The sequence below is a fragment of the Pseudoalteromonas sp. bablab_jr011 genome, from assembly GCF_016464045.1.
Taxonomy (GTDB): Bacteria; Pseudomonadota; Gammaproteobacteria; order Enterobacterales; family Alteromonadaceae; genus Pseudoalteromonas; species Pseudoalteromonas lipolytica.
In genome coordinates this window covers 133,862-159,364 of sequence record NZ_JACDWU010000304.1, presented here as the reverse complement: position 1 = coordinate 159,364, position 25,503 = coordinate 133,862, and the positions used below count along the sequence as shown (strand labels likewise).

The 25,503-nt window shown below is 42.4% G+C and carries 22 protein-coding genes; 16 read left to right on the top strand and 6 right to left on the bottom strand.

The features are described 5' to 3' along the window. From ftsY to glsB, 5 genes are all read left to right on the top strand, one after another. A partial coding sequence (gene ftsY, locus JIG41_RS20255) for a signal recognition particle-docking protein FtsY (RefSeq protein ID WP_199525339.1) occupies positions 1–1,119 on the top strand: 1,119 nt, incomplete at its 5' end. A gap of 55 nt (positions 1,120–1,174) precedes the next feature. Then, on the top strand, positions 1,175–1,852 hold the full coding sequence (ftsE, locus tag JIG41_RS20250; protein WP_074988840.1) for a cell division ATP-binding protein FtsE: 678 nt from the start codon (positions 1,175–1,177) through the stop codon (positions 1,850–1,852). Then, positions 1,849–2,835 (top strand): permease-like cell division protein FtsX, encoded by a 987-nt coding sequence (gene ftsX / locus JIG41_RS20245; RefSeq protein ID WP_065978123.1) that lies wholly within the window; start codon positions 1,849–1,851, stop codon positions 2,833–2,835. The genes ftsE and ftsX overlap by 4 nt, the downstream gene beginning before the upstream one ends. A 238-nt stretch (positions 2,836–3,073) precedes the next feature. Next, the gene (rpoH, locus tag JIG41_RS20240) at positions 3,074–3,937 is read left to right on the top strand and encodes an RNA polymerase sigma factor RpoH (protein WP_036970997.1); all 864 of its coding nucleotides are present in this window, start codon (positions 3,074–3,076) and stop codon (positions 3,935–3,937) included. 92 nt (positions 3,938–4,029) lie between these two features. Beyond that, the gene (gene glsB / locus JIG41_RS20235) at positions 4,030–4,950 is read left to right on the top strand and encodes a glutaminase B (protein ID WP_036970994.1); all 921 of its coding nucleotides are present in this window, start codon (positions 4,030–4,032) and stop codon (positions 4,948–4,950) included. A gap of 6 nt (positions 4,951–4,956) precedes the next feature. On the opposite strand, the gene JIG41_RS20230 is transcribed toward glsB, so the two are convergent. After that, positions 4,957–6,261, bottom strand: a complete 1,305-nt coding sequence (locus JIG41_RS20230) for an inosine/guanosine kinase (protein ID WP_075594081.1) — start codon at positions 6,259–6,261, stop codon at positions 4,957–4,959. Between the two features lie 230 nt (positions 6,262–6,491). Here JIG41_RS20230 and tadA point away from each other — a divergent pair, with 230 nt between their 5' ends. After that, the gene (gene tadA, locus JIG41_RS20225) at positions 6,492–6,989 is read left to right on the top strand and encodes a tRNA adenosine(34) deaminase TadA (protein WP_065978122.1); all 498 of its coding nucleotides are present in this window, start codon (positions 6,492–6,494) and stop codon (positions 6,987–6,989) included. On the opposite strand, the gene JIG41_RS20220 is transcribed toward tadA, so the two are convergent. Both JIG41_RS20220 and mltF read right to left on the bottom strand, forming a co-directional pair. Continuing rightward, positions 6,990–7,163: a hypothetical protein gene (locus JIG41_RS20220; protein WP_162898022.1), complete on the bottom strand. Its 174-nt coding sequence runs from the start codon at positions 7,161–7,163 to the stop codon at positions 6,990–6,992. A gap of 103 nt (positions 7,164–7,266) precedes the next feature. Next, positions 7,267–8,742: a membrane-bound lytic murein transglycosylase MltF gene (gene mltF, locus JIG41_RS20215; RefSeq protein WP_036970988.1), complete on the bottom strand. Its 1,476-nt coding sequence runs from the start codon at positions 8,740–8,742 to the stop codon at positions 7,267–7,269. Positions 8,743–9,118: 376 nt separating this feature from the next. On the opposite strand from mltF, the gene purL reads away from it, so the two are divergent. From purL to JIG41_RS20195, 4 genes are all read left to right on the top strand, one after another. After that, positions 9,119–13,003: a phosphoribosylformylglycinamidine synthase gene (gene purL, locus JIG41_RS20210; protein ID WP_074988843.1), complete on the top strand. Its 3,885-nt coding sequence runs from the start codon at positions 9,119–9,121 to the stop codon at positions 13,001–13,003. A 133-nt stretch (positions 13,004–13,136) separates the two neighbouring features. Continuing rightward, positions 13,137–15,614, top strand: a complete 2,478-nt coding sequence (locus tag JIG41_RS20205; protein WP_199525338.1) for a YdbH domain-containing protein — start codon at positions 13,137–13,139, stop codon at positions 15,612–15,614. Then, the gene (locus JIG41_RS20200) at positions 15,607–15,789 is read left to right on the top strand and encodes a YnbE family lipoprotein (protein WP_036970983.1); all 183 of its coding nucleotides are present in this window, start codon (positions 15,607–15,609) and stop codon (positions 15,787–15,789) included. Before JIG41_RS20205 ends, JIG41_RS20200 begins: the two co-directional genes overlap by 8 nt. 9 nt (positions 15,790–15,798) lie before the next feature. Next, positions 15,799–16,134 (top strand): YdbL family protein, encoded by a 336-nt coding sequence (locus JIG41_RS20195; RefSeq protein WP_036970980.1) that lies wholly within the window; start codon positions 15,799–15,801, stop codon positions 16,132–16,134. 36 nt (positions 16,135–16,170) lie between these two features. Here JIG41_RS20195 and JIG41_RS20190 read toward each other — a convergent pair whose 3' ends face one another. Both JIG41_RS20190 and waaA read right to left on the bottom strand, forming a co-directional pair. Continuing rightward, complete coding sequence (locus JIG41_RS20190; protein ID WP_036971769.1) at positions 16,171–16,692, bottom strand: DUF1415 domain-containing protein; 522 nt, start codon at positions 16,690–16,692, stop codon at positions 16,171–16,173. Positions 16,693–16,720: 28 nt separating this feature from the next. Further along, on the bottom strand, positions 16,721–17,992 hold the full coding sequence (gene waaA, locus JIG41_RS20185; RefSeq protein WP_036970976.1) for a lipid IV(A) 3-deoxy-D-manno-octulosonic acid transferase: 1,272 nt from the start codon (positions 17,990–17,992) through the stop codon (positions 16,721–16,723). Positions 17,993–18,157: 165 nt separating this feature from the next. Here waaA and JIG41_RS20180 point away from each other — a divergent pair, with 165 nt between their 5' ends. The 3 genes from JIG41_RS20180 to hldE are packed head-to-tail and all read left to right on the top strand — an operon-like array spanning position 18,158 to position 21,658. After that, complete coding sequence (locus tag JIG41_RS20180; protein ID WP_249406721.1) at positions 18,158–19,600, top strand: capsule assembly Wzi family protein; 1,443 nt, start codon at positions 18,158–18,160, stop codon at positions 19,598–19,600. 28 nt (positions 19,601–19,628) lie between these two features. After that, a complete protein-coding gene (locus tag JIG41_RS20175; RefSeq protein WP_036970972.1) occupies positions 19,629–20,219 on the top strand; it encodes an SIS domain-containing protein in 591 nt (196 codons plus the stop codon). After that, entirely contained in the window at positions 20,219–21,658 is a 1,440-nt protein-coding gene (hldE, locus tag JIG41_RS20170; protein WP_036970970.1) for a bifunctional D-glycero-beta-D-manno-heptose-7-phosphate kinase/D-glycero-beta-D-manno-heptose 1-phosphate adenylyltransferase HldE, read from the top strand. The genes JIG41_RS20175 and hldE overlap by 1 nt, the downstream gene beginning before the upstream one ends. Here hldE and JIG41_RS20165 read toward each other — a convergent pair. Then, positions 21,648–22,370 carry a 3-deoxy-D-manno-octulosonic acid kinase gene (locus JIG41_RS20165; RefSeq protein WP_199525336.1) on the bottom strand — a complete coding sequence of 241 codons (723 nt, stop codon included), beginning with the start codon at positions 22,368–22,370 and terminating at the stop codon, positions 21,648–21,650. The two genes, hldE and JIG41_RS20165, sit on opposite strands and share 11 nt — an antisense overlap. A 125-nt stretch (positions 22,371–22,495) precedes the next feature. Between JIG41_RS20165 and JIG41_RS20160 the strand changes: the two genes are divergently transcribed. The 3 genes from JIG41_RS20160 (at position 22,496) to JIG41_RS20150 (ending at position 25,461) form a co-directional block, all read left to right on the top strand. Further along, the gene (locus JIG41_RS20160) at positions 22,496–23,554 is read left to right on the top strand and encodes a glycosyltransferase family 9 protein (protein WP_036970965.1); all 1,059 of its coding nucleotides are present in this window, start codon (positions 22,496–22,498) and stop codon (positions 23,552–23,554) included. After that, the gene (gene gmhB, locus JIG41_RS20155) at positions 23,554–24,114 is read left to right on the top strand and encodes a D-glycero-beta-D-manno-heptose 1,7-bisphosphate 7-phosphatase (RefSeq protein WP_065978004.1); all 561 of its coding nucleotides are present in this window, start codon (positions 23,554–23,556) and stop codon (positions 24,112–24,114) included. Before JIG41_RS20160 ends, gmhB begins: the two co-directional genes overlap by 1 nt. Positions 24,115–24,264: 150 nt before the next feature. After that, positions 24,265–25,461 (top strand): glycine C-acetyltransferase, encoded by a 1,197-nt coding sequence (locus tag JIG41_RS20150; RefSeq protein WP_199525335.1) that lies wholly within the window; start codon positions 24,265–24,267, stop codon positions 25,459–25,461. Positions 25,462–25,503 lie beyond the last annotated feature (42 nt).

Sequence of the window (25,503 nt, the reverse complement as noted above, 5' to 3'; positions counted from 1 at the left end):
CAAGAACGTATTGCAGCAGAAAAAGCTGAAGCTGAACGTTTAGAACAGGAGCGCATTGCAGCAGAAAAAGCTGAAGCTGAACGTGTAGAACAGGAACGTATTGCAGCAGAACAAGCTGAAGCTGAGCGTATAGAACAAGCTCGTATTGAAAAAGAAAAAACAGAGCAAGTAACCGATAAACCGAAAAAAGAAGGCTTTTTTGCCCGCCTTAAAAAAGGTTTATTAAAAACTCGCGTTAATATTGGCTCGGGCTTTGCCTCTATTTTTAGTGGTAAAAAAATTGATGATGAGCTATTCGAAGAGTTAGAAACGCAGCTATTAACGGCTGATTTAGGTGTCGATACAACCATGAAGTTGATTGATAATCTAACAGATGCAGCCGATCGAAAACAACTTAAAGATGGCGATGCACTTTACGAGCTAATGAAGCAGGAAATGGCCGCAATGTTAAAGACAGCTGAGCAGCCATTAACTTTGCCAGAAAATAAAAAACCATTTGTTATTTTAATGGTGGGTGTAAATGGGGTGGGTAAAACCACGACCATTGGTAAGCTTGCTAAGCAATTCCAAAATGAAGGTAAATCAGTCATGCTGGCTGCGGGGGATACTTTCCGTGCCGCCGCGGTTGAGCAATTACAAGTGTGGGGCGAGCGTAACAGTATACCTGTTATTGCACAGCATACTGGTGCAGACAGTGCATCGGTTGTGTTTGATGCCTTTCAAGCGGCGAAAGCACGTAATGTAGACGTATTAATCGCGGATACAGCAGGGCGCTTGCAAAATAAAGATAACCTCATGCAAGAGCTTGAAAAAATAGCGCGTGTAATGAAGAAAATAGACCCAGATGCGCCGCATGAAGTCATGCTAACAATTGATGCGGGCACGGGGCAGAATGCCATTAGCCAAGTAAAACTATTTAATGAATGTGTTGGCTTAACGGGTATTACCTTGTCTAAACTGGATGGGACAGCAAAAGGGGGGGTTATCTTTGCTGTGGCAGATAAGTTTAATATTCCAATTCGTTACATAGGCGTTGGCGAGGGAATCGACGACCTGCGTACTTTTAATAGTAATGACTTCATTGATGCGTTGTTTAGCCAAGATGAGGACGACGTATAATTCATAAAAAAGGGAGCATGCTCCCTTTTCAGCTGCAAGATGATTGATAACTAAAATGATAAATTTTCAGCAAGTCAGTAAAACATACCCCGGCGGTCACCGTGCGCTGGAAAAAGTCAGTTTTCATATTGAGTCAGGCGAGTTGGCTTTTTTAACTGGGCATAGTGGCGCAGGTAAAAGTACATTATTAAAGCTGATTAGTTTGATGGAACGTCCATCGGCTGGCAAAGTACTAATTAATGATATTGATTTAAATGCTGTTAAGTCTCGTCAAATTCCTTATGTACGCCGTGATATAGGGATTATTTTTCAAAACCATCGTTTGTTAGAACGCTATTCGGTATTTGATAATGTCGCTTTGCCGTTGATTATTGAAGGCACACACCATAAACAAATTGCAAAGCGTGTGCATGGTGCGCTTGATAAAGTGGGCTTACTTGATAAAGCCAAATGTAACCCTGCGACTTTATCTGGAGGCGAGCAACAACGCGTGGGAATTGCGAGGGCTATCGTAAATTCACCGCCTATTTTGTTAGCTGATGAACCGACCGGTAATTTAGACCCCGAACTTTCAATGGATATTTTACGCTTATTCGAAGACTTTAATAATCATGGTACGACGGTGTTAATTGCCACCCATGATATTGGTTTAATTGCACGGATGCGCTATCGCAGCCTAACCCTTAAAGATGGACGTATGATCCAGGATCCATTAGCTGAGGGAGCGCTATGAGCCTATTATTTAAAAGTAGAGCCAGTCACAATGATCGTCAGCAGAAATCAATTCTAGCGGCGCCGTATTTCTTTTTTATTAACTTAATCCGTCAAGGTGTGCATAGCTTAGGTGAAATGTGGCGCACGCCACTTGCCTCCTTGATGACTATTGCGGTATTAGGGCTAAGCTTAACGTTACCAGCGACCTTGTATTTAGTCGTGAAAAATGTGTCTCAGGTAAGCAGCGGGTTTGAAGATGCCGCTGAAATTTCGTTGTTTGTTAAAGAGTCTATGACAGAGCAACAAACACAAACATTAGTCAAACGTTTAGCGCTTTACCCTGAAATCGATAAGGTTGAGTTTATTTCTAAAGCAGATGCGCTTGTTGAATTTAAGCAGGTGTCAGGATTTGGACAAGCATTAGAATACTTAGATGCGAATCCACTGCCCGATGTTGTTATTGTGACACCGACGGCACGGTATCGTCAGCCAAATGCTGCTGAACAGTTACTCAAAAAACTTGAAGATGAGCGTGAAGTTGATTTTGGTAAACTGGATATTGCATGGCTTGAGCGCTTAAACGCACTGTTAAGCTTATTAAAAGAGAGCGTCATTACCATTGCTTTACTATTATTAACCTCGGTGACTTTGATCATTGGAAACACGATTCGTTTATCTATCATGGATAAAAAGGAAGAGATCCAAGTTATGAAGTTAGTGGGGGCAACCAATGCATTTATACATGCGCCATTTTTATGGACGGGTATTTGGTATGGCATTATCGGTGGACTATTTTCATTTATTTGTGTTGCTTTGATGATGTGGTGGCTAGGTGCAGCGGTGAGCGAAGTCGCGGGAGTTTATGGCAGCCGTTTTAATTTAATCGGTTTGACGTTATCTGAATTTGCCATTTTAGTTGCACTTGCAACGGGGCTTGGTTTTGTCGGCTCGTATTTGTCTGTAAATAGATATATAAAAGAAATAGAACCCGATAAAGTATAACAATAAAGTGTAACAATTCGTTGTTACACTGCTTTATTAGCACTAAATAAAAGCAGTAATAAATTTATCGCTCTTTCAATTAAAGCTAGAATTCACCGCATATTCAGCGTGTTAGCGTAGACTAAAAATAGATACAAAAACCACTTGATTTGAGCTTTAAAAAAGTTTTTAATTGAAGTTAGCACTCTCGCTTAAAGAGTGCTAAGATGGTTTCAAATGTTTATCACTGAGGTGAAAAATGAGTAAAGATTTATACGCAATGGCACTTACTGCAGGTCAACAAAGCGCGAGTATGGACGGCTATCTTCAAGCTGTCAGTACGATTCCAATGCTTGATGCCGAGCATGAAAAGCAGTTAGCGACACGTCTTCAGGAAGAAGGTGATCTTGATGCTGCGAAGCAACTCATTATGTCGCACCTTCGTTTTGTAGCTCACATTGCAAAAAGCTATTCAGGGTATGGTTTACCGCAAGCTGATTTAATTCAGGAAGGTAACATCGGTCTAATGAAGGCTGTAAAACGCTTTGACCCGAGCGTCGGCGTACGCTTAGTTTCATTCGCTGTACATTGGATTAAAGCGGAAATTCATGAATACGTACTAAAAAACTGGCGTATCGTGAAAGTTGCAACGACAAAAGCGCAACGTAAACTATTCTTCAATCTACGTAAAAACAAAAAACGTTTAGGTTGGTTTAACCAAGCCGAGGTTAGCACTGTTGCTAACGAGCTAGGGGTTAGTGAAAAAGAAGTACGTGAGATGGAATCGCGTATGAGTGGCCAAGATATGGGCTTTGATTTAACTGGTGACGACAATGACGATGCACCTACAAGCACCTACTCGCCAGTACAATATTTAACTGATGGCAGTGCTGACCTTGCTGACGATATTGAAGAGCAGCAATGGCAAGAACAGTCGCATGCACGTTTATTTAGTGCATTAAAAACGCTTGATGAACGCTCGCAAGATATCGTAAGTGCTCGTTGGTTAGCTGATGATAAAGCAACACTGCAAGAGCTTGCTGAAAAGTATAACGTGTCAGCAGAGCGTGTTCGCCAGCTAGAAAAAACAGCGATGAAAAAACTGCAAACAGCCATGAGCTAATGGAGTCACGAGCTAATTAAGAGCTCGGACTTCAGAGTTATCTCTACTATAAAGCCTCGCAAATGCGGGGTTTTCTGTTTTAAGGATACAGTATGCCAGATACTGATTACCAACACGTACTTAATGAAATTACCAAAGAAGTTCAGCCATTATTGAGTCAAGGCAAAGTGGCAGACTACATTCCTGCACTTGCGGATGTTGAACCAAACCAATTTGCAATTGCTATTCATACTGTCGATGGTCACACTTTTTGCGCTGGTGATTGCCGTGCTCGCTTTACCATTCAGTCTGTGTCTAAAGTGATGACATTAACGCTTGCACTGCAGCGTTATGGTGATGAACTTTGGCAACGCGTGGGCAAAGAGCCTTCTGGTACTGCATTTAACTCGCTCACTCAGCTAGAGTTTGAGCAGGGTATTCCCCGAAACCCGTTTATTAATGCTGGAGCCATCGTGACTTGCGATGCCTTATACAGCCGACTTTCAGCGCCAATGCACTCGATGCTTGAATCTTTTCGTCAACTGTCAGGCAATCCATCGGTTGTGATAGATAAAAAAGTTGCTAATTCAGAGTATGAGTTTCGTCATCGCAATGCCGCTATGGCACACTTAATGAAATCATTTGGTAATTTTAATAATGAAGTCGATGATGTTTTGTGGGCTTATTTTAATTTTTGTGCCATTGAGCTTAACTGTGTGGAGCTCGCTAAAGCGTATAATTATCTTGCAAACCAAGGCAAAGACACTCGGGGTAATAAAGTACTGAGTACAAGACAAAATAAGCAGCTTAATTCGTTGCTGTTTACCAGTGGTTTATATGATGCGGCGGGAGATTTTGGTTACCGTGTTGGGATGCCCGGAAAATCAGGGGTATCGGGCACAATATTAGCCGTTTTACCTAATCAGTTTACAGTTGCTGTGTGGGCACCACGTTTAAACTCATACGGTAACTCAGTGGCTGGGATAGCCGCCCTTGAGCGTTTATCCCAGAAACTGGATATTTCGATTTTTTAATGAGTATTACTGATCCCAGTATACTTGTTCTAAACAATCTTCACGTTCAGGTAAACCACGCGATAGACGCGGAGAGTGCTGTACGAGAACTTCATAACTCGCACGGTTGGCATACTTGCTAATTTGCGCCAGTGATGAGTAAGTCATCGCTGGTTGCTGGTGTTTCGCCGAATTAGCAACATTAAGCTTGTGGTACACATTTGCAGATAAATCATGTAGCACAGCAGCGAGTGCACAATCACCCGCGCCATTGGTGTTTTTAATGCTATCAGGGCCGCCCATGAATGGGGCAGTGTGGCTGTATGCACGGATTGGGTTTTGACAATCGTCTTTTCTCATTGCACGCGAAAATTCATAGCGATTAAAGTCAGCGATAGCGCCTGGTAGCAGCGGGTACTCTGTTTCGCGTTTAAATTGCTCGTCAACATAACCGGCCATAAACAAGCCTTTTTCACCTGCAGTACAAATCACTAAGTCGGTCCAATCAAGTGCTTTATCTGCCGCAAGAAGTGGGTCTTCGAAGCCTGTAATCGCAAGGCCTTCTTCTTCATTCATTGCTAAGATATCGACATGCTTTTTAACAAAGTCGGCCCACCATAAAGGGTCTTGCTCAATTAAGAATTTAGTGCCTAGAGTCAATACCACTGGCACGTCTGCATCATTGGCATATTTAACTGCCTGCATGGTTGCTTCAGTCATGGTTTCATCACCTTGGGTACGCATTAAGTATGCGCTGATCACAAGTGCTGATGAATTTTCAATTAACTCTTTATCAATTGATTCAGGACGTAGATGATTCATTAAACCTGCGCTTATCGCGAAGGTGCGCTCACCAGTTTCATCAATCAGTGTAAAACAGCGACCAATTGGGCCATCAACAGGTTGTAAATAATCTAGATCAACCCGGCTTGATGTATTACATAAAAAACGGTACGCATAGCTGCCAATTTTAATGTTTTCACTCATTACACCTAACAACACAGAGCGATCATCAGCAAGTGTTGAGTAGTTATGCATCGTGTTACCGATGGTGCCACCTGCGAACTCGTAATCGATCATATCGTCAAGCTTTAGGCGGTCATATAATGCATTGGTAATGTCGCTATCAATTACCTGTGACATGCCACGGCGCAATTGAAATTCATCGAGGAAAGCTTGATCAACTTTCGCTTCAATATCGACAACTATTTGATCGATACCCGTTATATAACTACGTTGTAGCCGCTCGGTTGAGTTCAGTTGATTTGTTAGTGGATCTTTGGCTTCCACTGGAAAATAATGTTTATGCCTGCGGCGTCCAGGAAATTTCATTTGCTACCCGTGTATTGATATCAATTGCAAAGTGTAAATCAACAAATTTACCTAGTTGAATTGCTATTAGCTAAATAAAAAAAGCGCGAGATTATAGCGCAATATAGGTTCATTGAGCCATGATAAAGCCATTAAAATTTACTTTAATTTTTTAGTGTAGTCTTAATTATCGCCCTTTTTATCGACTAACTAGGTATAATTACAGGCAGTTTACAAGTTTTGTGTGATTTATGAGCGAACAATATAGCGACGAATACTGGATGAAAAAAGCCCTCGCTTATGCAAATGAGGCGGGAAACATTAATGAAATTCCTGTGGGGGCGGTATTAGTCAAAGACAATCAATTAATAGCGTATGGGTATAATCGCTCAATTACTGATAACGACCCTTCTGCTCATGCCGAAATGATGGCTATTCGTGAAGCAGGTAAGGCACTTAATAATTATCGGCTTATTGATTGCACTTTATATGTCACTTTAGAGCCTTGCTCTATGTGTGCAGGGCTATTAGTTCATAGCCGAATTAAGCGTCTGGTATTCGGCGCAAAAGACGCTAAAACAGGATCGGCTGGGTCTATTATGAACTTACTGCAAGAACCGCGTCTTAATCATCAGGTTGAAGTAACCGGTGAGATAATGGCTGAGCAATGTGGGGCTGTAATTTCGGCATTTTTTAAACGCCGCAGAGAAGAGAAAAAAGCGGCTAAACTCGCTGCTCGCAACGCCTAGTTAAACAACTGGCGTTGCAGGAGTTTCCTGTGCTTCCATTAATTGCATCGCGAATAAACGACGACGCCAAATAACTTTTTTGTGGGTATTGCGTAACATAATACGACGGCGAGTCGCTGTCGAATAGATAACATTCCGTTTGAACTTATGTGTGGTACGTCTTCTTTTTAACATGTGTGCTCCTTAAGTGAGAGTAAAGCATGACATTGTCCATTCCATCAATACTAGAAGATAATGATCATTTGATGACAAGTAAACAGGTTTCTCTGGCTTTAGGCTAGTTGTTATCTGGCTTTTGCTGTTCAGAGCTGGTTTGTTGTTGAGTGTCAGCTGGTTGAGCCGTATTTTCATCTAACTCAGGCGAAATGACGGGTTGTTCTTCAATGTTTTCTTCGGTGCTTGGATTGGCAATCGCATCATTTTCATCCAACCAAACCAAAGCATCGTAGTAACGGCGAATATTATCAACATACTTCACGGCAACATCGCCACGCGCGTAACCGTATTTAGTTTGACGATAATAACGCTTTTTAATGAGCAGCGGTAAGCGTTTTTTTACATCAGCCCATTTATCTGGGCTCGCGCCTTCTTGTTCTGTGATAATTCTCGCATCATTTACATGCCCCCACCCGACATTGTAAGAGGCTAATGCAAACCAAGTACGATCAGGCTGTGGGATGCGTTCTGGGATCCATGAAATGAGTTGAGCTAAATATTCGGCGCCCCCTTTGATGTTTTGCTCTGGGGCTAAGCGATTTGTTACACCCACTTGTTTCGCAGTCGCTTGTGTAAGCATCATGATACCACGCACTCCGGTGGGCGATTTTGCTTTAGGGTTCCACATCGATTCTTGGTAACTGAGGGCTGCTAACAAGCGCCAATCAATATTGCCTGCATACTGCTCAAACCACGGTTGGTATTTGGGTAAGGTTTCTTTTATGGCCTCAATATATGCCAGTGTATTTACATAATTGAACTGCCTTACATGGCCAAAATACTTTTCTTCGAGGACGTATAACTGATTATTTTGTTTTACCTCGCCGAAAAAAGGCACCATCAAAGCGTATAAAGAATCATCACCATCTTTTCTGAGTAGCCAAGCTATTGGGTCATTTCTTGTTACTGAAAAGCCAATACTCAAATTAGGGTGATAGCGTCTAAACAACGATAACGTGTGTGAATCAGCCAGTGTGTAATCTATTTCATTATCAATCACCGCCTGTAGTAGCTCTTCCTCATCCATGTCTTCTGTTTCGTGCCAAGTTAGATTGGGATGAAGTTGCTTTAGCTGTTGCAGCGCTAAGGAATGGCTGCTTTTGGCGAGTACGGTTAGGTTACCTGTTAAATCTGCAAACTCACGAGGACGAACATGCCCTTGTTTATAAACAAGCTTTTGACTAATTGTGCGGTAAGTCGGGCCGAATCGGTAGTGCTGCGCGCGAATTGTATTGTAGGTAAGACCCGATGCAATCACATCTAAATCGCCACTTTCGAGGCGAGCAAACATGTCGGATAAATTAAAAAATGGCACCATTTCAAGCTCAACACCGACGTAGTCAGCAAACTCTTGCGCCAATTCATATTCGAAACCTTGTACGCCTTGAGGGGCTTGGTAATAATTACTCGCACCCGCTAATGTGCCAATTCTAATTTTATTTTGTGCTTTGATTTGCGCTAATTGCGATGGTTGCTGTTGCATATCACACGCGCACAACATGAGCACTAGGCTAAAAATAGCGAGTAACTTTTGCATAAAAAATAAATGCCCCTTAATACATTACTTTACCGTTATAGCAAAACTTCGTTGCTGCGTCACTTGGCGAATAGTACTAACAAAAATTATGAGCGACCTTATCGTTATTTTATCAACTATAACAAGGGTCTGTATTATGACGACTGGTGAGCCTATCAACGTGAAGATTTATAACAGCTTTCATTGTGTTTAATTCCAACTGAAACTCGCATTTATACGGCGTAATTGATTTTAATAAGGGGGTGACTATTCTTTGCAATCAATACCTTGCCTAAATCGCGTTTAATTCCAACTGAAACTCGCATTTCGAGGTGGTTTGGGTATATAATACGCGCCTAAAATATCGTTCAATCCCTAACCCCGGATGAAAATACCTATGTTGATCCTTCGTGGTGCACCAGCACTTTCCGATTTTAGAGTTCAGAAAATTTTAGCGCGTTGCCAACAGGCGCAACTTCCAGTCACCAATGTTTATGCAGAATTCATGCATTTTGCTGATCTTACTGCTGAGCTTTCAGCTGATGAGCACACTAAACTGGAGAAGCTTCTTACTTATGGTCCAACTATTGCCGAGCATACACCAGCAGGGTCGTTAATTCTTGTAACGCCGCGTCCTGGTACTATTTCGCCTTGGGCATCTAAAGCAACTGACATTGCACACAACTGTGGTTTGAGCCAAGTTCACCGTGTAGAACGTGGTATTGCATATTATGTTGAAGGTCAGTTAAGTGCTGAGCAGCTTGCAGACGTTGCTGCGTTATTGCATGACCGTATGACAGAAGCAACACACGCTGAGATGGCTGATGCTGCTAAGCTGTTCCGTCATGATGAACCACGTCCTATGTCATCAGTTGACATTTTAGGTGGTGGCCGTGAAGCGCTTGCGACAGCTAATGTTGAGCAAGGTTTTGCACTTGCTGATGACGAAATTGATTACCTGGTAGAAAACTTCCAAAAGTTAGGGCGTAATCCGAACGACATCGAATTATTCATGTTTGCACAAGCAAACTCTGAGCACTGTCGTCATAAAATCTTTAATGCTGATTGGACAATTGATGGCATCGAACAGCCAAAATCATTGTTCAAAATGATCAAAAACACCTACGAGCAAAATCCTGAAAACGTACTATCAGCTTATAAAGATAACGCTGCGGTAATGAAAGGCTCGGTAGCGGGTCGCTTCTTCCCGAATAACGAAGGTGAGTACGCGTATCATCAAGAAAACATCGAAATTTTGATGAAAGTTGAAACTCACAACCACCCAACAGCTATTGCGCCATTCTCAGGTGCATCAACAGGCTCTGGTGGTGAAATTCGTGATGAGGGTGCAACAGGCCGTGGTTCTAAACCTAAAGCGGGTTTAGTTGGCTTTACGGTATCTAACTTACGTATTCCTGGTTATGAGCAACCGTGGGAAACTGATTTCGGCAAACCAGGTCGTATCGTTACTGCACTTGATATCATGACAGAAGGTCCATTAGGTGGCGCGGCATTTAACAACGAATTTGGTCGTCCTAATCTACTTGGTTATTTCCGTACATACGAAGAAAAAGTATCAAGCCATAACGGTGAAGAAGTACGTGGTTACCACAAACCTATTATGCTTGCCGGTGGTTTAGGTAATATCCGTTCTGAGCATGTTCAAAAAGGTGAAATCCCAGTTGGTGCAAAACTTATTGCACTAGGTGGTCCTGCAATGAACATCGGTCTTGGTGGTGGTGCTGCGTCAAGTATGACATCTGGCCAATCGAATGAAGATCTTGATTTTGCCTCTGTTCAACGTGAAAACCCTGAAATGGAGCGCCGTTGTCAGGAAGTTATCGACAAATGTTGGCAATTAGGTGATGCAAACCCAATCGCTTTCATTCACGATGTGGGTGCGGGTGGTTTATCAAACGCATTCCCTGAGCTAGTAGACGACGGTGGCCGTGGTGGTAAATTCCAACTACGTGATATCCCGAATGATGAGCCGGGTATGGCACCACACGAAATTTGGTGTAACGAATCACAAGAACGCTATGTACTTGCTGTTGCGCCAGAAGATTTCCCACGTTTCGAGGCAATTTGTAAACGTGAACGTGCAGAATTCGCAGTGATTGGTGAAGCCACTGAAGAGCGTCACTTAACGGTTGAAGACAGCCACTTTGGTAATAATCCTGTAGACCTTCCTCTTGATGTATTACTTGGTAAAGCACCAAAAATGCACCGCGAAGTTGAGTCTAAAAAAGCACAGTCGCAGCCATTAGATGTGACGGCAATTGATGCAGCTGATGCAGCACAGCGCTTATTACGCTTACCAACGATTGCAGAAAAAACTTTCTTAATCACCATTGGTGACCGTACGGTAACGGGCTTAGTTGCACGTGACCAAATGGTCGGTCCTTGGCAGGTGCCAGTTGCAAACTGTGCGGTAACAGCTGCGACGTATGATACTTACCACGGTGAAGCAATGTCATTGGGTGAGCGTACGCCAGCTGCACTTCTAAACTATGGTGCGTCTGCACGTTTAGCGGTGGCTGAGTCATTAACGAACATTGCATGTGCTAACATCGGTGGCCTTGAAAATATCAAGCTATCTGCAAACTGGATGGCCGCAGCGGGTCACCCAGGTGAAGATGCGGGTCTTTACGAAGCGGTTAAAGCGGTAGGTGAAGAGCTGTGTCCGGCACTTGGTTTAACGATCCCTGTGGGTAAAGACTCTATGTCGATGAAGACACAGTGGGATGAAAACGGTGAACAAAAATCAGTAACAGCTCCATTATCACTGATCATCACTGCATTCGGTCGCGTTGAAGACGTACGTAAAACAGTAACGCCACAGCTTCGCACTGATAAAGGTGAGTCATCGCTATTATTAGTCGATTTAGGTGCGGGTCAAAACCGACTGGGCGCATCAAGCCTAGCACAGGTTTACAAGCAATTAGGTGATGTAACCCCAGACGTTGATAACCCTGCGTTATTAAAAGGTTTCTATGAAGCGATGCAAGCGCTTGTTGCTGATAACAAGTTACTTGCTTACCACGACCGTTCTGATGGTGGTTTATTTACCACAATCGCTGAAATGGCGTTTGCTGGCCACACAGGCGTAACGGTTGACCTTGCAGGCTTAACGGGGTCAGACATCGAAGCACTTTATAACGAAGAACTAGGCGCAGTAATTCAAGTTGCTAACGCAGATTTAGACGCAGTTAAAGCGGTACTTGCTGATCACGGCTTAGCGGCTATTAGCCATGAAATTGGTGCATTAAATGCCGATGACCGTGTGGTATTTACTCGCGGTGATGCAGTCGTGCTTAATCACACACGCACAGAGCTTCGTACAATTTGGGCAGAAACCACTTACCAAATGCAAGCACGTCGTGATAACCCAGAGTGTGCTAAGCAAGAGTTTGATGCAAAATTTGATGCCAAAGACCCAGGTCTAAACGTTAAATTAAACTTCGACTTAAACGAAGACGTAGCTGCACCTTACATTGCAACAGGTGCAAAACCGAAAATGGCTATCTTACGTGAGCAAGGTGTTAACTCTCACTTAGAAATGGCTGCGGCATTTAACCGCGCAGGTTTTGCAGCGGTAGACGTACACATGAGCGACATTCTTGAAGGTCGTTTAACACTTGAGCAGTTTAAAGGCTTAGTGGCATGTGGTGGTTTCTCTTACGGTGACGTATTGGGTGCGGGTGAAGGTTGGGCTAAGTCAATCTTATTTAACGAGATGGCTCGCGAGCAGTTCCAAAGCTTCTTCCACCGCGAAGATACATTCAGCTTAGGTGTGTGTAATGGCTGTCAAATGCTTTCAACATTGAAAGAGTTGATCCCCGGCACAGAGCACTGGCCACGTTTTGTAACCAATAAGTCAGAGCGTTTTGAAGCACGTTTTAGCCTTGTAGAAGTACAAGAAAACCCATCGGTATTCTTTAATGGTATGGCGGGTTCTCGTATGCCAATCGCTGTTTCTCACGGTGAAGGTCATGCTGAGTTTGCTAACAGCGATGCAGTAAAAGCCGCGCTTGAGTCAGGCACTGTGGCTGTGAAGTTTGTTGATAACTACGGTAACCCAACAACGCAATACCCAGCTAACCCGAACGGTTCGCCAGAGGGTATCACAGGTATTACGTCTACAGATGGCCGTGCAACGGTTATGATGCCTCACCCTGAGCGTGTATTCCGTACAGTAGCGAACTCATGGCACCCTGATGAGTGGACAGAAGACAGCCCGTGGATGCGTATGTTCCGCAACGCACGCAAAAACGTGGGGTAGAGTTTAAGTAATCTACTTAGGTTCATATAAACCGGTTAAACTAAAAAGGCTGCACTATTAAGTGCAGCCTTTTTGTTTATAATGGGTTGAGAAGCGAGAAGCGAGAAGCGAGAGCAAAGGCAAGGAGAGTTTTTTGAAGTTTAAACGTGCTATTACAGGCTTGTTAGGTTTAGTGCTCGGGGTTTTTCTGCTTGCCTATATTTTTAGATTACCACTGACCTCATGGTACTTAACGCCTGTGCTGAGTGCTAATGGCATTGAGCTGCATTGTATTGATTGGTCACTAACAAGAAAGCTTGATTTAAAGGTCGAAAAGCTGTGTTTGAGTTATCAAGGTCAGCAATTAGAAGTTGCGGGTATACGTGCTAATAAGCAGCAAATTATCATTTCTCGTGCCAACCTTACGATCAATAGCCCCTTATCAAAAAGCGACAATCAGCGTACAGAATTAAAAAAACTTGCTTTAGACCTTCCAAAGCAAAGACCGCTTATAAATATTGAGCAGCTTGATATTTCGTCGGGTTTTAGCGCCGAGCCGGTTAGAGTCACCGTGCAAGAAAATCGCTTAAATCACTTTACAGTCAGCCGTGATATTAATGCGGATGTCACGGTTACTGGTGGTGAGATAGTCACCAATATAATGCTTAATGATGAACTTGCCGGAAGGTTTATTGCGCTGCCAAAAAATGCCCATTTTTCGACTGACTTACAGATTAAGTTCGATGGCATAACACTCAATGTGGCCAGCTCAGTTACTGCCGATTATCAACATGAACATCAGTATCAGCAAAATAAGCAAAGCATTGAACACTGTGATTTTAGCGCACAGAGCCGTGGCCAAGTAACGGCTGAATTTCAGCTCAATCAACAACAGCTCACTGCTGATTTGAGTGGTTTAAAGAGTCAAGTCGTTGTTTCACCTATTTGTTTAGATAAAATCGAACAGCAGCAATACCAAGAGTTTGCACGAGCACACACCCCCCTTACTTGGCATGTGCAGTTTACACAACCCATTGCGCTGCAACAAAAGCAGCTTTCTTTACCCGAGTTGGAACTGACTTCGAGTAATAAACAAGGCCAATTGGTGTTTAAAAATACCCAATTAGCGCTAGATGCTCCCCTTAAAACGCTTTACTCACACGCTGTAGTAAATTTCACCAGTGACGAGATAGATAAGCTAATGTTGAAGGCTCGTATTGAAGTAGGGCGCGTTAACTCTGAATTTCAACTTTCAATGGCATCACTGCCTGATTTTATTGATGTACTAGCGGATGGCGTGAGTATCAAAGGTGAAGTAGAGCTTGAGAATATACTTACTCGTCCTATAGCGGGTAATCTCAATGCTGATATATCCGTTAAAAGAGCTCAAGTTTTTGATGCGAAAGTGACTGATTTAAAAACTAAAATAAACGTGCATCTCAGTGATTCACAGAACGTAACAGCGAAACTCAATAGTGCTATAAAGTCAGCGACCTATTCAGATATGCAGATGTCGGGACTAACAAATGAGCTCACAGTGAAGAGTGATTTAAGTGTGGGAGAGTTATTTGCTGATATTAGCGCGACCAGTAAATTAGCTAAGCTAGTGACTCCTAAACTGACATTAACGAATTTGTCTGTGGTGTCAAATGCAACCCAAAGTCGCGCATTACAGGCAACGCACCATGTTTTTGTCGACGGTATTGAAGCGCTGATAACACATCATATGTCTAAGGTTGCTCATCCATTTGAGTTGGTGATACCTGAACAAGCTATGTCAAAACTCAACCCTATTTTAAAGCAGTTTGAGCCATTAGCGACGTTAACCGATGGCGTTATCTCGGGCTTTATAAAAGGTGACGTAAACTTACTGCAGGCAAGCGGGGATATCCGCATTGCTAAGCTCAGTGCGCTTTATAATGATTATCTCGCTAATGATTTTAACACTCAGGTGAAGGCGGAGTTTAATTCAGGTCAGCTTAATATTGCCCCAACTAAATTTACACTTAATGAACTGCGTGCAGGTGCTGTGGTTACAAAATTACAAGGCCTATTACAGGTTGACGCAAATAAGCCATGTACATCAAATGTCACTGGTCTTGTGATGGGGGGAGCATTTGTTGTGAATGAATTTTGCCCGCTTGCAACAAGCCAAACTGCAATGATTAAGTTCGAAAACATCGACGCCAGCAAGTTGGTAACGCTGGATGCGGAGTCTGGTATTAGTTTATCTGGGCGCTTAGCAGGGACCTTGCCTGTCATTATAAATGAGCAGGGCATTGCCGTTAAGCAAGGGCAGCTGGTTAATCAAGGCGATGGTAAATTATTGATTACTAACAATGCAGGTTTTGAAGCGGTAAAAGCACAGCAACAAGAACTAAGTACCACGCTTAGCTTGTTAGAGAATTTAGATATTAAACAATTAAAAAGCAGTGTTGATCTTAAACCGGATGGGTGGCTGCACTTAGGTGTTAACTTACAAGGCTTTAATGAAAAACAGCAGCAAGCCGTTAATTTTAACTATAATCATGAGGAAAATGTGTTTACGTTATTAAGAGCACTGCGTTTAAGTGATGAGATTACTCAAAAGGTTGAGAAAGAGTATGCAAAAAAAGGAAGCAATAATGGCTAAATGGTTAGTAATGCTAACAGCCGTCGGTTTGTTAAGTGCTTGCACACACCGCGTTGAGGTAGCAGCAAAAGAACCGATTACAATCAACTTAAATGTGAAAGTTGATCACGAAATCCGCGTTAAAGTGGATAAAGAACTCGACACGTTATTCAGTGACGACAGCGAATTATTCTAAGGAGCAAACATGCGTAAATTCCAACTTAAAAAATTGAATGTGATCACTTTAATCAGTGCTGTTTGTTTATCATTTTCTGCTTGGGCTATTAGCCTAGATGAGGCTAAAAACCAAGGATTTGTGGGTGAAGATAGCTCTGGTTATCTCGGATTAGTCGTCAATAACAGTGAAGCGAAAGCCGTTGTTGATGAAATCAATGCGAAGCGTAAAGAGCAATACTTGAAACTTGCCAAAAAGAACAATTTATCTTTAGCGCAAGTAGAGGCATTGGCGGCCGCAAAAACTATTGAAAAAACAAAACCTGGTCACTATATTGAAGTGAATGGTCAATGGGTAAAAAAATAACCTATTAAAGGTGCTAAAAGCCAGCGAAAGCTGGCTTTAGCCTTTATCAATACAGCTTTTTAACAGCTGCTGCCAAAAGTCGATACCCTTGCGTCTTGCAAGTTTAATATTATGCTCAGGAATAGATTCAGGCTCATCGTAGTTGGCGAGCGCTTCGCTCATACTCGCTTCACGAATTAAATGAAGTGTCGGGTACGGAGCACGGTTTGTATAATTTGCAGCATCTGTCTCATCACTATCCGCAAACACATAATCGGGATGAAAATTAGCGATTTGATATTTCCCTTCAAAGCCTTGTGCAACTAGTAGTGCGTTGGCTAGGTCGACCAAATCTAAAAACTCGTCAAAATCACTAAAGCCTTGCTCAAACATTAGTAAAGTTGTTTCGCGCTGCTCATTGTGGTCAAGTTCCGTGCATTGCTCAAGCATATCCATGACAGCATCATCTAGTGTTACTGACGGACTGACTTGATAGTGAATACAGTTGTTTTCTACTTCTTTACGGGCAAATGGGCAAAAGTTGTATTTTACAATGACACTTGATACCCATTCGCGCATTTGTAGTTCGGGACGGCTTTTTGGCAGGTTATGATTCACGTTGTTTCTCTAAAAATTGCTCAATTAATTGCACTGTTTTACGAATAGCACCTTGATTATTAACAACACATTTTGCGGCTTGTTGACCTAACTTAACGAGGGCCTCGTTATCGGCACTTAAAGCGATAAGTGTTTCGGCAAGGTGCTGTTCATTGTTAACTGTTTTAGCACCTTCAGCGTTTATAAGCTCAGGGTAAATATGGTCAAAATTATACGTGTGAGGACCTGCTAGTACGCCAACTGAAAATGCCGCAGACTCGAGTGGGTTATGGCCACCTCGTTCAATTAAACTGCCGCCAATGTAGCTTATGCGAGCAACGCCATACAGGCATTGTAGTTCACCTAAGGTATCGGCAAGAACGACTTGTTGGCTCGTATAATTATTCTCGCTGCGACGACTAAAAGTCATGTCTGAATGTTTAAGGAGTGATGCTACTTTATCAAATTGTTCAGGATGACGCGGAGCTATAATTAACAGGGCATCGGGTACTACACTGAGCAACTGCTGATGTGCACTTAGAACACGCTCATGTTCAATTGGGTGGGTTGAACCTGCAACCCAAATAAAGCGCGCGTTGTTATATTCGCTTTTAAGAGCGGCGACTTTATCTAATTGCGCGCGCGTGGGGGTTATATCAAACTTAATTGAGCCAAAGACACGCACCTTCTGCGGCGCTAAACCTAACTCAATAAAACGGTTAGCATCATCTTGGTTATGACTGGCAAGGGCGCTAATTGAGTTCATAATCACGTTTGTTAAAGGCATCACTTTTTGATACCCCTGCTGCGACTTAGCTGAAAGCCGCGCATTTAAAACAAGTACTTCAATATTGCGTTTTTTACATTGCGCCATTAAATTGGGCCACAACTCTGTTTCCAGAATGCACAGGACGCGAGGCTTAATTCGCTTTAAAAACCGGCTGGTGGCACACGGGAAATCAATCGGTAAATAACAGCAACTGAGCGTATTTTTAAAGTTGTTCTTTATTTGCTCACGACCAGTGGGTGTATTACAGGTTACTAAAATACTTAGCTGCGAATTTTGCTGTTGCAGCGCCTTGATAAGTGGCGTTGCTGCTAAAACCTCACCAACAGACGCGCAATGTATAACCACGTCATGCTGTTGTAATGATGAAACACCAAAACGCTGTGTAAAATGCGCACGGTAGCCTTTATTTTTTTTTCCACGCAAAGCGTAAAGGTAGAAAATAATAAGCGGGCTAAGAATGTATAAAATGAGAGAATATAAAATACGTGCCATTGGTTAGCCTATCAGTGTAAAACATTATGATAGCGTGTTAGCCAATCGAGCTAAATATAAAATGTTAAAAAGGGTTATCTTGCAGAGTTTTAAGTGTTTCGTCGCCGCTAATTTGGTAGTATTTCAGTTACTTTATATTTAGTCTTTATAGTTATGAAATTTAAAATGATAAAAGCCACGGCTATAAGCGTGTTACTCAGTTGCTCTTCTCCTTTATTGGCAACACCCACCGCTTACATACCGATTGGCATGGATGCACAGCTTGATCATCAATTAGATACTTTATTTGCATTAACCTCAGGCACACCTATGACGAAGCCATATCGTTTGGCTGAGGTAGAATACGCACTTAATGAACTTGAAAATAAAGAGCCAAGTTTGGCTGCAGCGATCCGCACTAAGATTAAACCCTATCAGCGTGAAGATGCTATTACGCGTGTGGGTCTAAAATTTCAGGTCGATGGTGATACTACGAAGAAAATTGCTAATCAACGTGGTTTAAGCTCAGATGAGTGGGGCCAAGGCTTTTTTGAAGGTATTTGGCGTGCAAACGATTATACCTTAGTACAAGTTGGTGTTGATTACAGAGCCAAGCAAAATAAATTTGTGAATTACAATACTTTTGTAAGTTTTGCTGGAGATGATTTACAACTGAATGTTGGTTATAAAGAACATTGGTTTTCACCGTTTAAACATTCAGCTCAAATTATTTCTACTAATGCAAAAACAGCCCCTTCTATTTCATTAGGTATGGTGCAACCTGCGCATAATTGGTGGAATTTTGACTTTGAGCTGTATTATTCTGAATTAGAGCATGTCGAAAACGGTATTTTATATCAAGGGGAGCTGCATAGCGGCACGCCAAAGCTTGCTGGTACGCATTTCAGTATAGAGCCCCTAAGTGGTTGGAAAATTGGCATCAACCGTATGATGCAATTTGGTGGTGGTCCTCGAGAAGTAAATGCTAGCGATGTTTTTAAGGCTTTTTTTGACCCTGCGGGTAATGATAATGGCGAGCTTGCAGGTGGGCCAGATAGTGAGCTAGGTGATCAGTTTGCATCTATCACTAGTACTATAAATTTTGATTTTGGCCTTCCAACCGAGTTGTATTTTGAGTACGGTGGCGAAGACACAAAAGAGCACCAAAATTACCAATTTGGCAATGTTGCTTACAGCATCGGTGCTTTCTTCCCACAAATAACGGATACCGTTGCGTTACGTTATGAACATACAAATATGCACAGTTTTTGGTATAAAAATTATATTTATCCAACCTCTGGAAATACCGTTGATGGTTTTGTCGTAGGACATTTTGCAGCGGATCAACGCTATTTCGGAGATGGTGTTCCATCTCAAACTCATGTATTAGAGCTGAGCTACTTAGAGTCTTTGAGCTCTTTATGGGTAGCGAAATTATCGAGCATTAAAAATGAGAGTAACTACCATTATGATATTGGCGGTTATAGTAAAGAATACGAAAGTGCCATTGAACTTCAACTGAGCAATACGCGTCAATTGAATGAACATACACTCGAAACCACCCTGACTTATGGCGAAGATGTGTTTGGTGAGAATTATACTTGGCTATCTGTTGCAGTATACTGGTAGGTCTAGCCGTTTTTTTTAAGGAATTTATATGTCTAATCTTGATTCTGTAGCGGCAAGCTACCTAGAAAGTTTAAATCGTCATCAAATGCTGTTTGAGACCATGGAAACTTATCATCCTGAGGTGATGCAATTACTTGAAGCATGCCACAGCGCTTTGCAGGCAGGTGGTAAAGTAATTTGGTTTGGTAATGGTGGCAGTGCCGCCGATGCGCAGCATTTAGCGGCAGAGTTTGTTGTACGTTATAAGTTAGAGCGTGGGCCGCTTGCTTCAATCGCATTGACAACTGACACGTCAATTTTAACGGCGCACAGTAATGACTATCATTTTGATACTGTGTTTGAACGCCAAGTTCAGGCGTTGTGTAAACCTGAAGATTTAGTGATTGGCTTAACGACTTCAGGCACTAGCCCTAATATTAATCTTGCGCTTGCTGCGGCTAATGAAATAGGCGCTTTCACTGTGGCTTTAACTGGCCGTGACGGTGGTAAAGTGAAAGATATCGCGAAGTTACCAATAATCATTAAAAACGATGAAACAGCGCGCATTCAAGAAGCACATATGTTTATCGGTCACTGGTTATGTGAAGCCATTGATATGGTTGTAGCGGAGCAACAGTAATGGATTTAGCGTTACTTAAAAACTTATCTAAAGCGCGAATTTTAGTTGTTGGTGATGTGATGCTAGACCGTTACTGGCATGGTGACTCGGGTCGTATTTCACCAGAAGCCCCGGTGCCCGTAGTTAAAGTCAGTAAGTTTGAAGACAAAGCGGGTGGCGCTGCAAACGTGGCTAAAAATATTGCCCGTTTAGATGGTAAGGTCGGTTTATTAGGGCTTGTTGGTGAAGATGAAAGCGGACAAATTCTTGAAACTATTTTGAGTTCTGAGAAAATTGATTCGCAGCTTGTTAGCGTCTGTGATTTACCCACCATATCTAAAATGCGCGTGATAAGTCGTCATCAGCAAGTGGTGCGCCTAGATTTAGAAGAAACCTTTACTGAACAACACAGCCAGTTGCTTTTGAATCGTTTAGAGTTAGTGTTAGATGATTATGACTTTGTACTATTTTCTGATTACAACAAAGGCTCACTAAGCTTAATTCAAGCCATGATCCAAGTGGCTAAAAATGCAGGTAAAACGGTTCTTGTTGATCCTAAATCATCGGATCTAAATTTGTATCGTGGTGCCGACTATATTACGCCAAACTTGAATGAATTTAAGCTGGCTGGTGGTAAAACTGAGTCTGAGCAAAGCTTAACCGAGAGTGCGCGCCAGCTTATTGAAGATGCGGGCGTTGCGGCGATGTTATTAACTCGTTCAGAGCAAGGAATGTCGTTAATCAGTCAAACTGAGAAGCATGACTTTGCGGCGCAGCAATTAGAAGTCAGTGATGTTACTGGTGCCGGAGATACTGTAATTGCTACATTAGCGGTGATGTTAGGCGCTGGCATGCAACCTAAAGATGCCGTTGAAATTGCTAATCTTGCAGCGGGTATTGCCGTAAGTAAACTAGGCGCAGCGACGGTATCTCCTGAAGAATTGAGTCGTAAATTGGGTCAGTACTTACAGCAAACCGGCGAGCATTATCAAACGCCATTTGAAGATGTGTTGCAGCATATCGAGTTTGCAAAACAAAATGGCGAGAAAATTGTCTTTACCAATGGCTGCTTCGATATTCTACACGCAGGTCATGTACGCTATTTAGCGCAGGCAAAAGCCAGAGGCGATCGTTTAGTTGTTGGTTTAAATAATGACGAATCAATCACGCGCCTTAAAGGACCTGAACGTCCAATAAACCCGCTTGAAGAGCGGGCTATGGTTCTCAGTGCGCTTGCATCGGTTGACTGGGTAATTCCATTTGGTAGTGCACAAGAGAGTGACACGCCAGCTAAGCTCATCGAGCAAATTAGCCCCGATGTACTGGTGAAAGGGGGTGATTACACGGTTGATCAAATTGCGGGTGCAGACCATGTATTACGCCATGGCGGTAAAGTTGAAGTGCTTGAGTTCCTTAATGGTTGCTCGACGTCTAACGTCATCAGCAAAATTAAATCTTAAGCAATGCTTGGTAGTCACAATACAGTGACTGCCAATCACTTTGTTGCCAGTGCATTATCTCATTACGGCCTTGTTCTTTGGCAAATGAACGGGCAAGGCGTTTAATATTTTCTTGTTGCCACGCCATTTCGGGCTGTCTTATTTCACCACGGTCAAAATCGATAATAAAGACCTTACCCGCTTCGTCAAATAAAATATTATTGATATTCAAATCAGCGTGATAAACACCACGGTTATGAAATTCACTGAGCGTTGTGGCCACATTCTTTAATTCGTCATGAGTTAACGGGCGAGTCACCAAAATATCTAAGAGGCTTTGTGCTCCTTTTACTGCCTCGGTGATAATATCGCCTCGATAAATAAAACCACTTCGTGTGACTTTTGCAGCGATAGGTGTGGGCACATTTAAGCCTAACTCAGTTAAGTGCATCATCAACGAAAACTCTTTGTAAACCCGCGTGTGCTCTAAGCCGACATACACATATTGATCTGTTAATAGTTTGCCTATGAGTCCGCCACGCCAATAATGACGCAATACACCGGTCAGTTGTTCATGCTTAAAAAACCAGGCCGTTGCTCGGCCTTTTTTAGCGCCAACTATTTTATTTTGTTGTTGCCAAAAGTGAGCATCAAACCAGTCATATGTAAGCATCTGAGTGTATGCAGGGTGGCACAAAAGGGTCGAATTTTGCAGATGCTGAGTGTCGAACATAACAACTTAAAATATAAACAGTGAATAGCTATATAGTACCGCATTTTTAGCTTTTCGCATAAGTGCTTGCAATAGCATCAGGTTAATTTAAGATCGCCTATTATTTGCTGTTGCTAAGGGTGCACGTGACTCAATCAACCTCCTATTCAGATATTTGTATATTAAGGCTTTCGGCTATTGGTGATGTATGTCATGCGGTGTCGGCGGTGCAAGCAATTCAAAAAGCGCATCCTCATGCGAAAATTACTTGGGTTATTGGTAAAGTGGAAGCGATGCTGCTTGCTGATTTACCGGGTGTTGAGTTTGTTGTATTTGATAAAAAGCAGGGTAAGCAAGCATACAAACAACTTAAAGAAACCTTTAAAGGGCGAAAGTTTGATGTGTTACTTCATATGCAGGTAGCGCTCAGAGCTAATCTTGCTGCACGTTGTATACCTGCTAAAGTAAAAGTGGGCTTTGACTGGGCACGTTCAAAAGAATTACATAGTCTATTTATCAATAAGCGAATTGCAGCTCAAGCAGAAGCGCATGTTCTTGAAGGGTTCCAAGGTTTTGCAAAGGCAATCGGTGTACCAGAGTATGAGCCTAGCTGGCAGATGCCAATAACAGATGCTCATCAACATACGGCAGATACTTTACTCGGTACAGAGCGGTTAGCAGGACGTATTTTTGTTATTTCACCTGCGGCCAGTAAAAAAGAGCGTAACTGGCTTCCTGAACGTTATGCTGCGCTCGCTGATTACGCTCATAATCAAGGATTCTCAGTTGTAATTACGGGGGGGCCAACACCCCTTGAAAATGAACTGGCTGAGCAAATTATTGCGCACAGTCACGTGCCTGTACTCAACTTAGTTGGTAAAACTCAGCTTAAAGAGTTGTTGTGTGTGCTAAAGCGTGCCTCATTAGTGCTTGCGCCTGATACAGGACCTGCGCATATGGCCGTTACAGTGGGTACACCGGTGATAGGTTTATACGCTCACTCAAATCCAAAACGCACGGGGCCTTATTTATATCAAAATTATGTTGTTGAGGTTTATCACCAAAACTTACTTGAGCAAACAGGTAAAACAGCAGACCAGCTGCCGTGGGGGACACGCGTTAAAGGTGCAGATTTAATGGCGCAGATACGTGTTGAAGAGGTTACTTTAATGTTTGATCTTGTTTTATTAAAAGAGCAATTGTGATGAGTAAAGTGCTATTTTTAGACCGCGATGGTGTTGTAAATATTGACCATGGTTACGTATACAAGCCAGATGATTTTGAGTTTGTGCCAGGGGTCTTTACGGCGTGTAAAAAGTTCACTGATGCAGGTTATGAAATTATCATCGTGACGAATCAATCTGGAATTGGTCGAGGCTATTACTCAGAGCAAGATTTTCACCACTTAAGTGAATGGATGAAAAATGAGTTTTTAAAACACGGTGTACACATTCTAGATGTCTATTTTTGTCCACACCATCCAAGTAAAGCGTTGCCTGCCTATTTACAAGAATGTGAATGCCGTAAGCCAGCGCCTGGCATGTTGTTGCAAGCGATTGAAGAGCACCACATAGATCCCGCTCAAAGTATCATGGTTGGTGACAAACTTGGCGATTTACTCGCTGGCGAAAGAGCCAATGTGGCAACGCGTGTTTTAGTGCGCTCTGGACAAAATTATGCAGAGTCAACGGAGCAGCATGCGCACTATGTATGCGACTCGTTAGCTGAATTACCTAATTTGATTTTACACTTACAGCAGGTATGACCAGTTTTTTCCTATCTACCGCGCCTAATTTAGGTTGTGCGACGAACTACAAACAGTGCAATTGTTCGCCTAAGCTTTTACAATAGGCGCAAATTTCACAGTCACAGCTAATCGGCTCTGATTACTTAAAAGATTATTTGGAGATTTCAGATGAGAGCATCTGCGTTTTTCACTCAGCTTCAGCAACAAATAGATGAAGTAAAAGCTGAGGGTTTATACAAAAGCGAACGTGTTATTACTTCACAGCAACAAGCTCAAATTGAAGTTGCATCAGGTGATAAAGTTATCAATTTCTGTGCAAATAACTACTTAGGTCTTGCAAATAGCTCAGAGCTAATAAAAGCCGCACAACAAGGCCTTGACGATCATGGTTTTGGTGTTGCTTCAGTGCGTTTTATCTGTGGTACTCAAGATATTCATAAAACATTAGAGCACAAAATTTCTGAGTTTCTAGAAACAGAAGACACTATTCTTTACTCATCGTGTTTTGATGCTAATGCAGGCTTATTTGAAACAATTTTAGGCCCAGATGATGCCATCATCTCAGATGCGTTAAACCATGCTTCTATCATTGATGGGGTTCGTTTATGTAAAGCAAAACGTTTCCGCTACGCTAATAATGATATGAGCGACTTAGAGAAGCAATTAATTGCAGCTGATGAAGCCGGGGCAAAAACCAAGCTTATTGCCACTGACGGTGTGTTTTCAATGGATGGCGTTATTTGTAATCTTAAAGCAGTATGCGACCTTGCTGATAAATACGATGCATTAGTTATGGTTGATGATTCTCACGCCGTTGGCTTTGTGGGTGAAAACGGTAAAGGAACACCTGAATACTGTGGCGTATTAGACCGTGTCGATATCATTACCGGCACATTAGGTAAGGCGTTGGGCGGCGCATCAGGTGGTTATACATCAGGTAAAAAAGAAATTGTTGAGTGGTTACGTCAGCGTTCACGTCCATATCTTTTTTCTAATTCATTAGCTCCATCAATTGTTACAGCATCAATCAAAGTACTTGAAATGTTGAGTAACGGTGGCGAACTTCGCGCTAAATTATGGGATAACGCTCATTACTTCCGTGAGCAAATGGAAGCAGCAGGGTTTACCTGCGCAGGTAAAGACCACGCGATTATTCCAGTAATGCTTGGCGATGCGAAGGTCGCTTCGATGATGGCTGACAAGTTACTTGCTGAAGGTATCTATGTAACAGGTTTCTCATTCCCTGTTGTACCTAAAGGCCAAGCACGTATTCGTACGCAAATTTCTGCGGCGCATACAAAAGAGCAATTAGACACTGCAATTGCTGCCTTTACCCGTATTGGTAAAGAAATGGGTGTTATCTAATTTTATTTTCTAAACCGAAGCACCTGCTTCGGTTTTTTTAAT

What these genes read in the sequence shown, in the direction of transcription:
- purL (WP_074988843.1), top strand. Translation starts at nt 9,119, where the DNA reads ATGTTGATCCTTCGTGGTGCACCAGCACTTTCCGATTTTAGAGTTCAG.
- JIG41_RS20175 (WP_036970972.1), top strand. Translation starts at nt 19,629, where the DNA reads ATGTCTAATCTTGATTCTGTAGCGGCAAGCTACCTAGAAAGTTTAAAT.
- JIG41_RS20220 (WP_162898022.1), bottom strand. Translation starts at nt 7,163, where the DNA reads ATGTTAAAAAGAAGACGTACCACACATAAGTTCAAACGGAATGTTATC.
- ftsX (WP_065978123.1), top strand. Translation starts at nt 1,849, where the DNA reads ATGAGCCTATTATTTAAAAGTAGAGCCAGTCACAATGATCGTCAGCAG.
- waaA (WP_036970976.1), bottom strand. Translation starts at nt 17,992, where the DNA reads ATGGCACGTATTTTATATTCTCTCATTTTATACATTCTTAGCCCGCTT.
- JIG41_RS20165 (WP_199525336.1), bottom strand. Translation starts at nt 22,370, where the DNA reads ATGTTCGACACTCAGCATCTGCAAAATTCGACCCTTTTGTGCCACCCT.
- rpoH (WP_036970997.1), top strand. Translation starts at nt 3,074, where the DNA reads ATGAGTAAAGATTTATACGCAATGGCACTTACTGCAGGTCAACAAAGC.
- JIG41_RS20150 (WP_199525335.1), top strand. Translation starts at nt 24,265, where the DNA reads ATGAGAGCATCTGCGTTTTTCACTCAGCTTCAGCAACAAATAGATGAA.
- JIG41_RS20195 (WP_036970980.1), top strand. Translation starts at nt 15,799, where the DNA reads ATGCGTAAATTCCAACTTAAAAAATTGAATGTGATCACTTTAATCAGT.
- JIG41_RS20180 (WP_249406721.1), top strand. Translation starts at nt 18,158, where the DNA reads ATGATAAAAGCCACGGCTATAAGCGTGTTACTCAGTTGCTCTTCTCCT.
- JIG41_RS20230 (WP_075594081.1), bottom strand. Translation starts at nt 6,261, where the DNA reads ATGAAATTTCCTGGACGCCGCAGGCATAAACATTATTTTCCAGTGGAA.
- JIG41_RS20200 (WP_036970983.1), top strand. Translation starts at nt 15,607, where the DNA reads ATGGCTAAATGGTTAGTAATGCTAACAGCCGTCGGTTTGTTAAGTGCT.
- gmhB (WP_065978004.1), top strand. Translation starts at nt 23,554, where the DNA reads ATGAGTAAAGTGCTATTTTTAGACCGCGATGGTGTTGTAAATATTGAC.
- JIG41_RS20190 (WP_036971769.1), bottom strand. Translation starts at nt 16,692, where the DNA reads ATGCGCGAATGGGTATCAAGTGTCATTGTAAAATACAACTTTTGCCCA.
- hldE (WP_036970970.1), top strand. Translation starts at nt 20,219, where the DNA reads ATGGATTTAGCGTTACTTAAAAACTTATCTAAAGCGCGAATTTTAGTT.
- glsB (WP_036970994.1), top strand. Translation starts at nt 4,030, where the DNA reads ATGCCAGATACTGATTACCAACACGTACTTAATGAAATTACCAAAGAA.
- tadA (WP_065978122.1), top strand. Translation starts at nt 6,492, where the DNA reads ATGAGCGAACAATATAGCGACGAATACTGGATGAAAAAAGCCCTCGCT.
- mltF (WP_036970988.1), bottom strand. Translation starts at nt 8,742, where the DNA reads ATGCAAAAGTTACTCGCTATTTTTAGCCTAGTGCTCATGTTGTGCGCG.
- ftsE (WP_074988840.1), top strand. Translation starts at nt 1,175, where the DNA reads ATGATAAATTTTCAGCAAGTCAGTAAAACATACCCCGGCGGTCACCGT.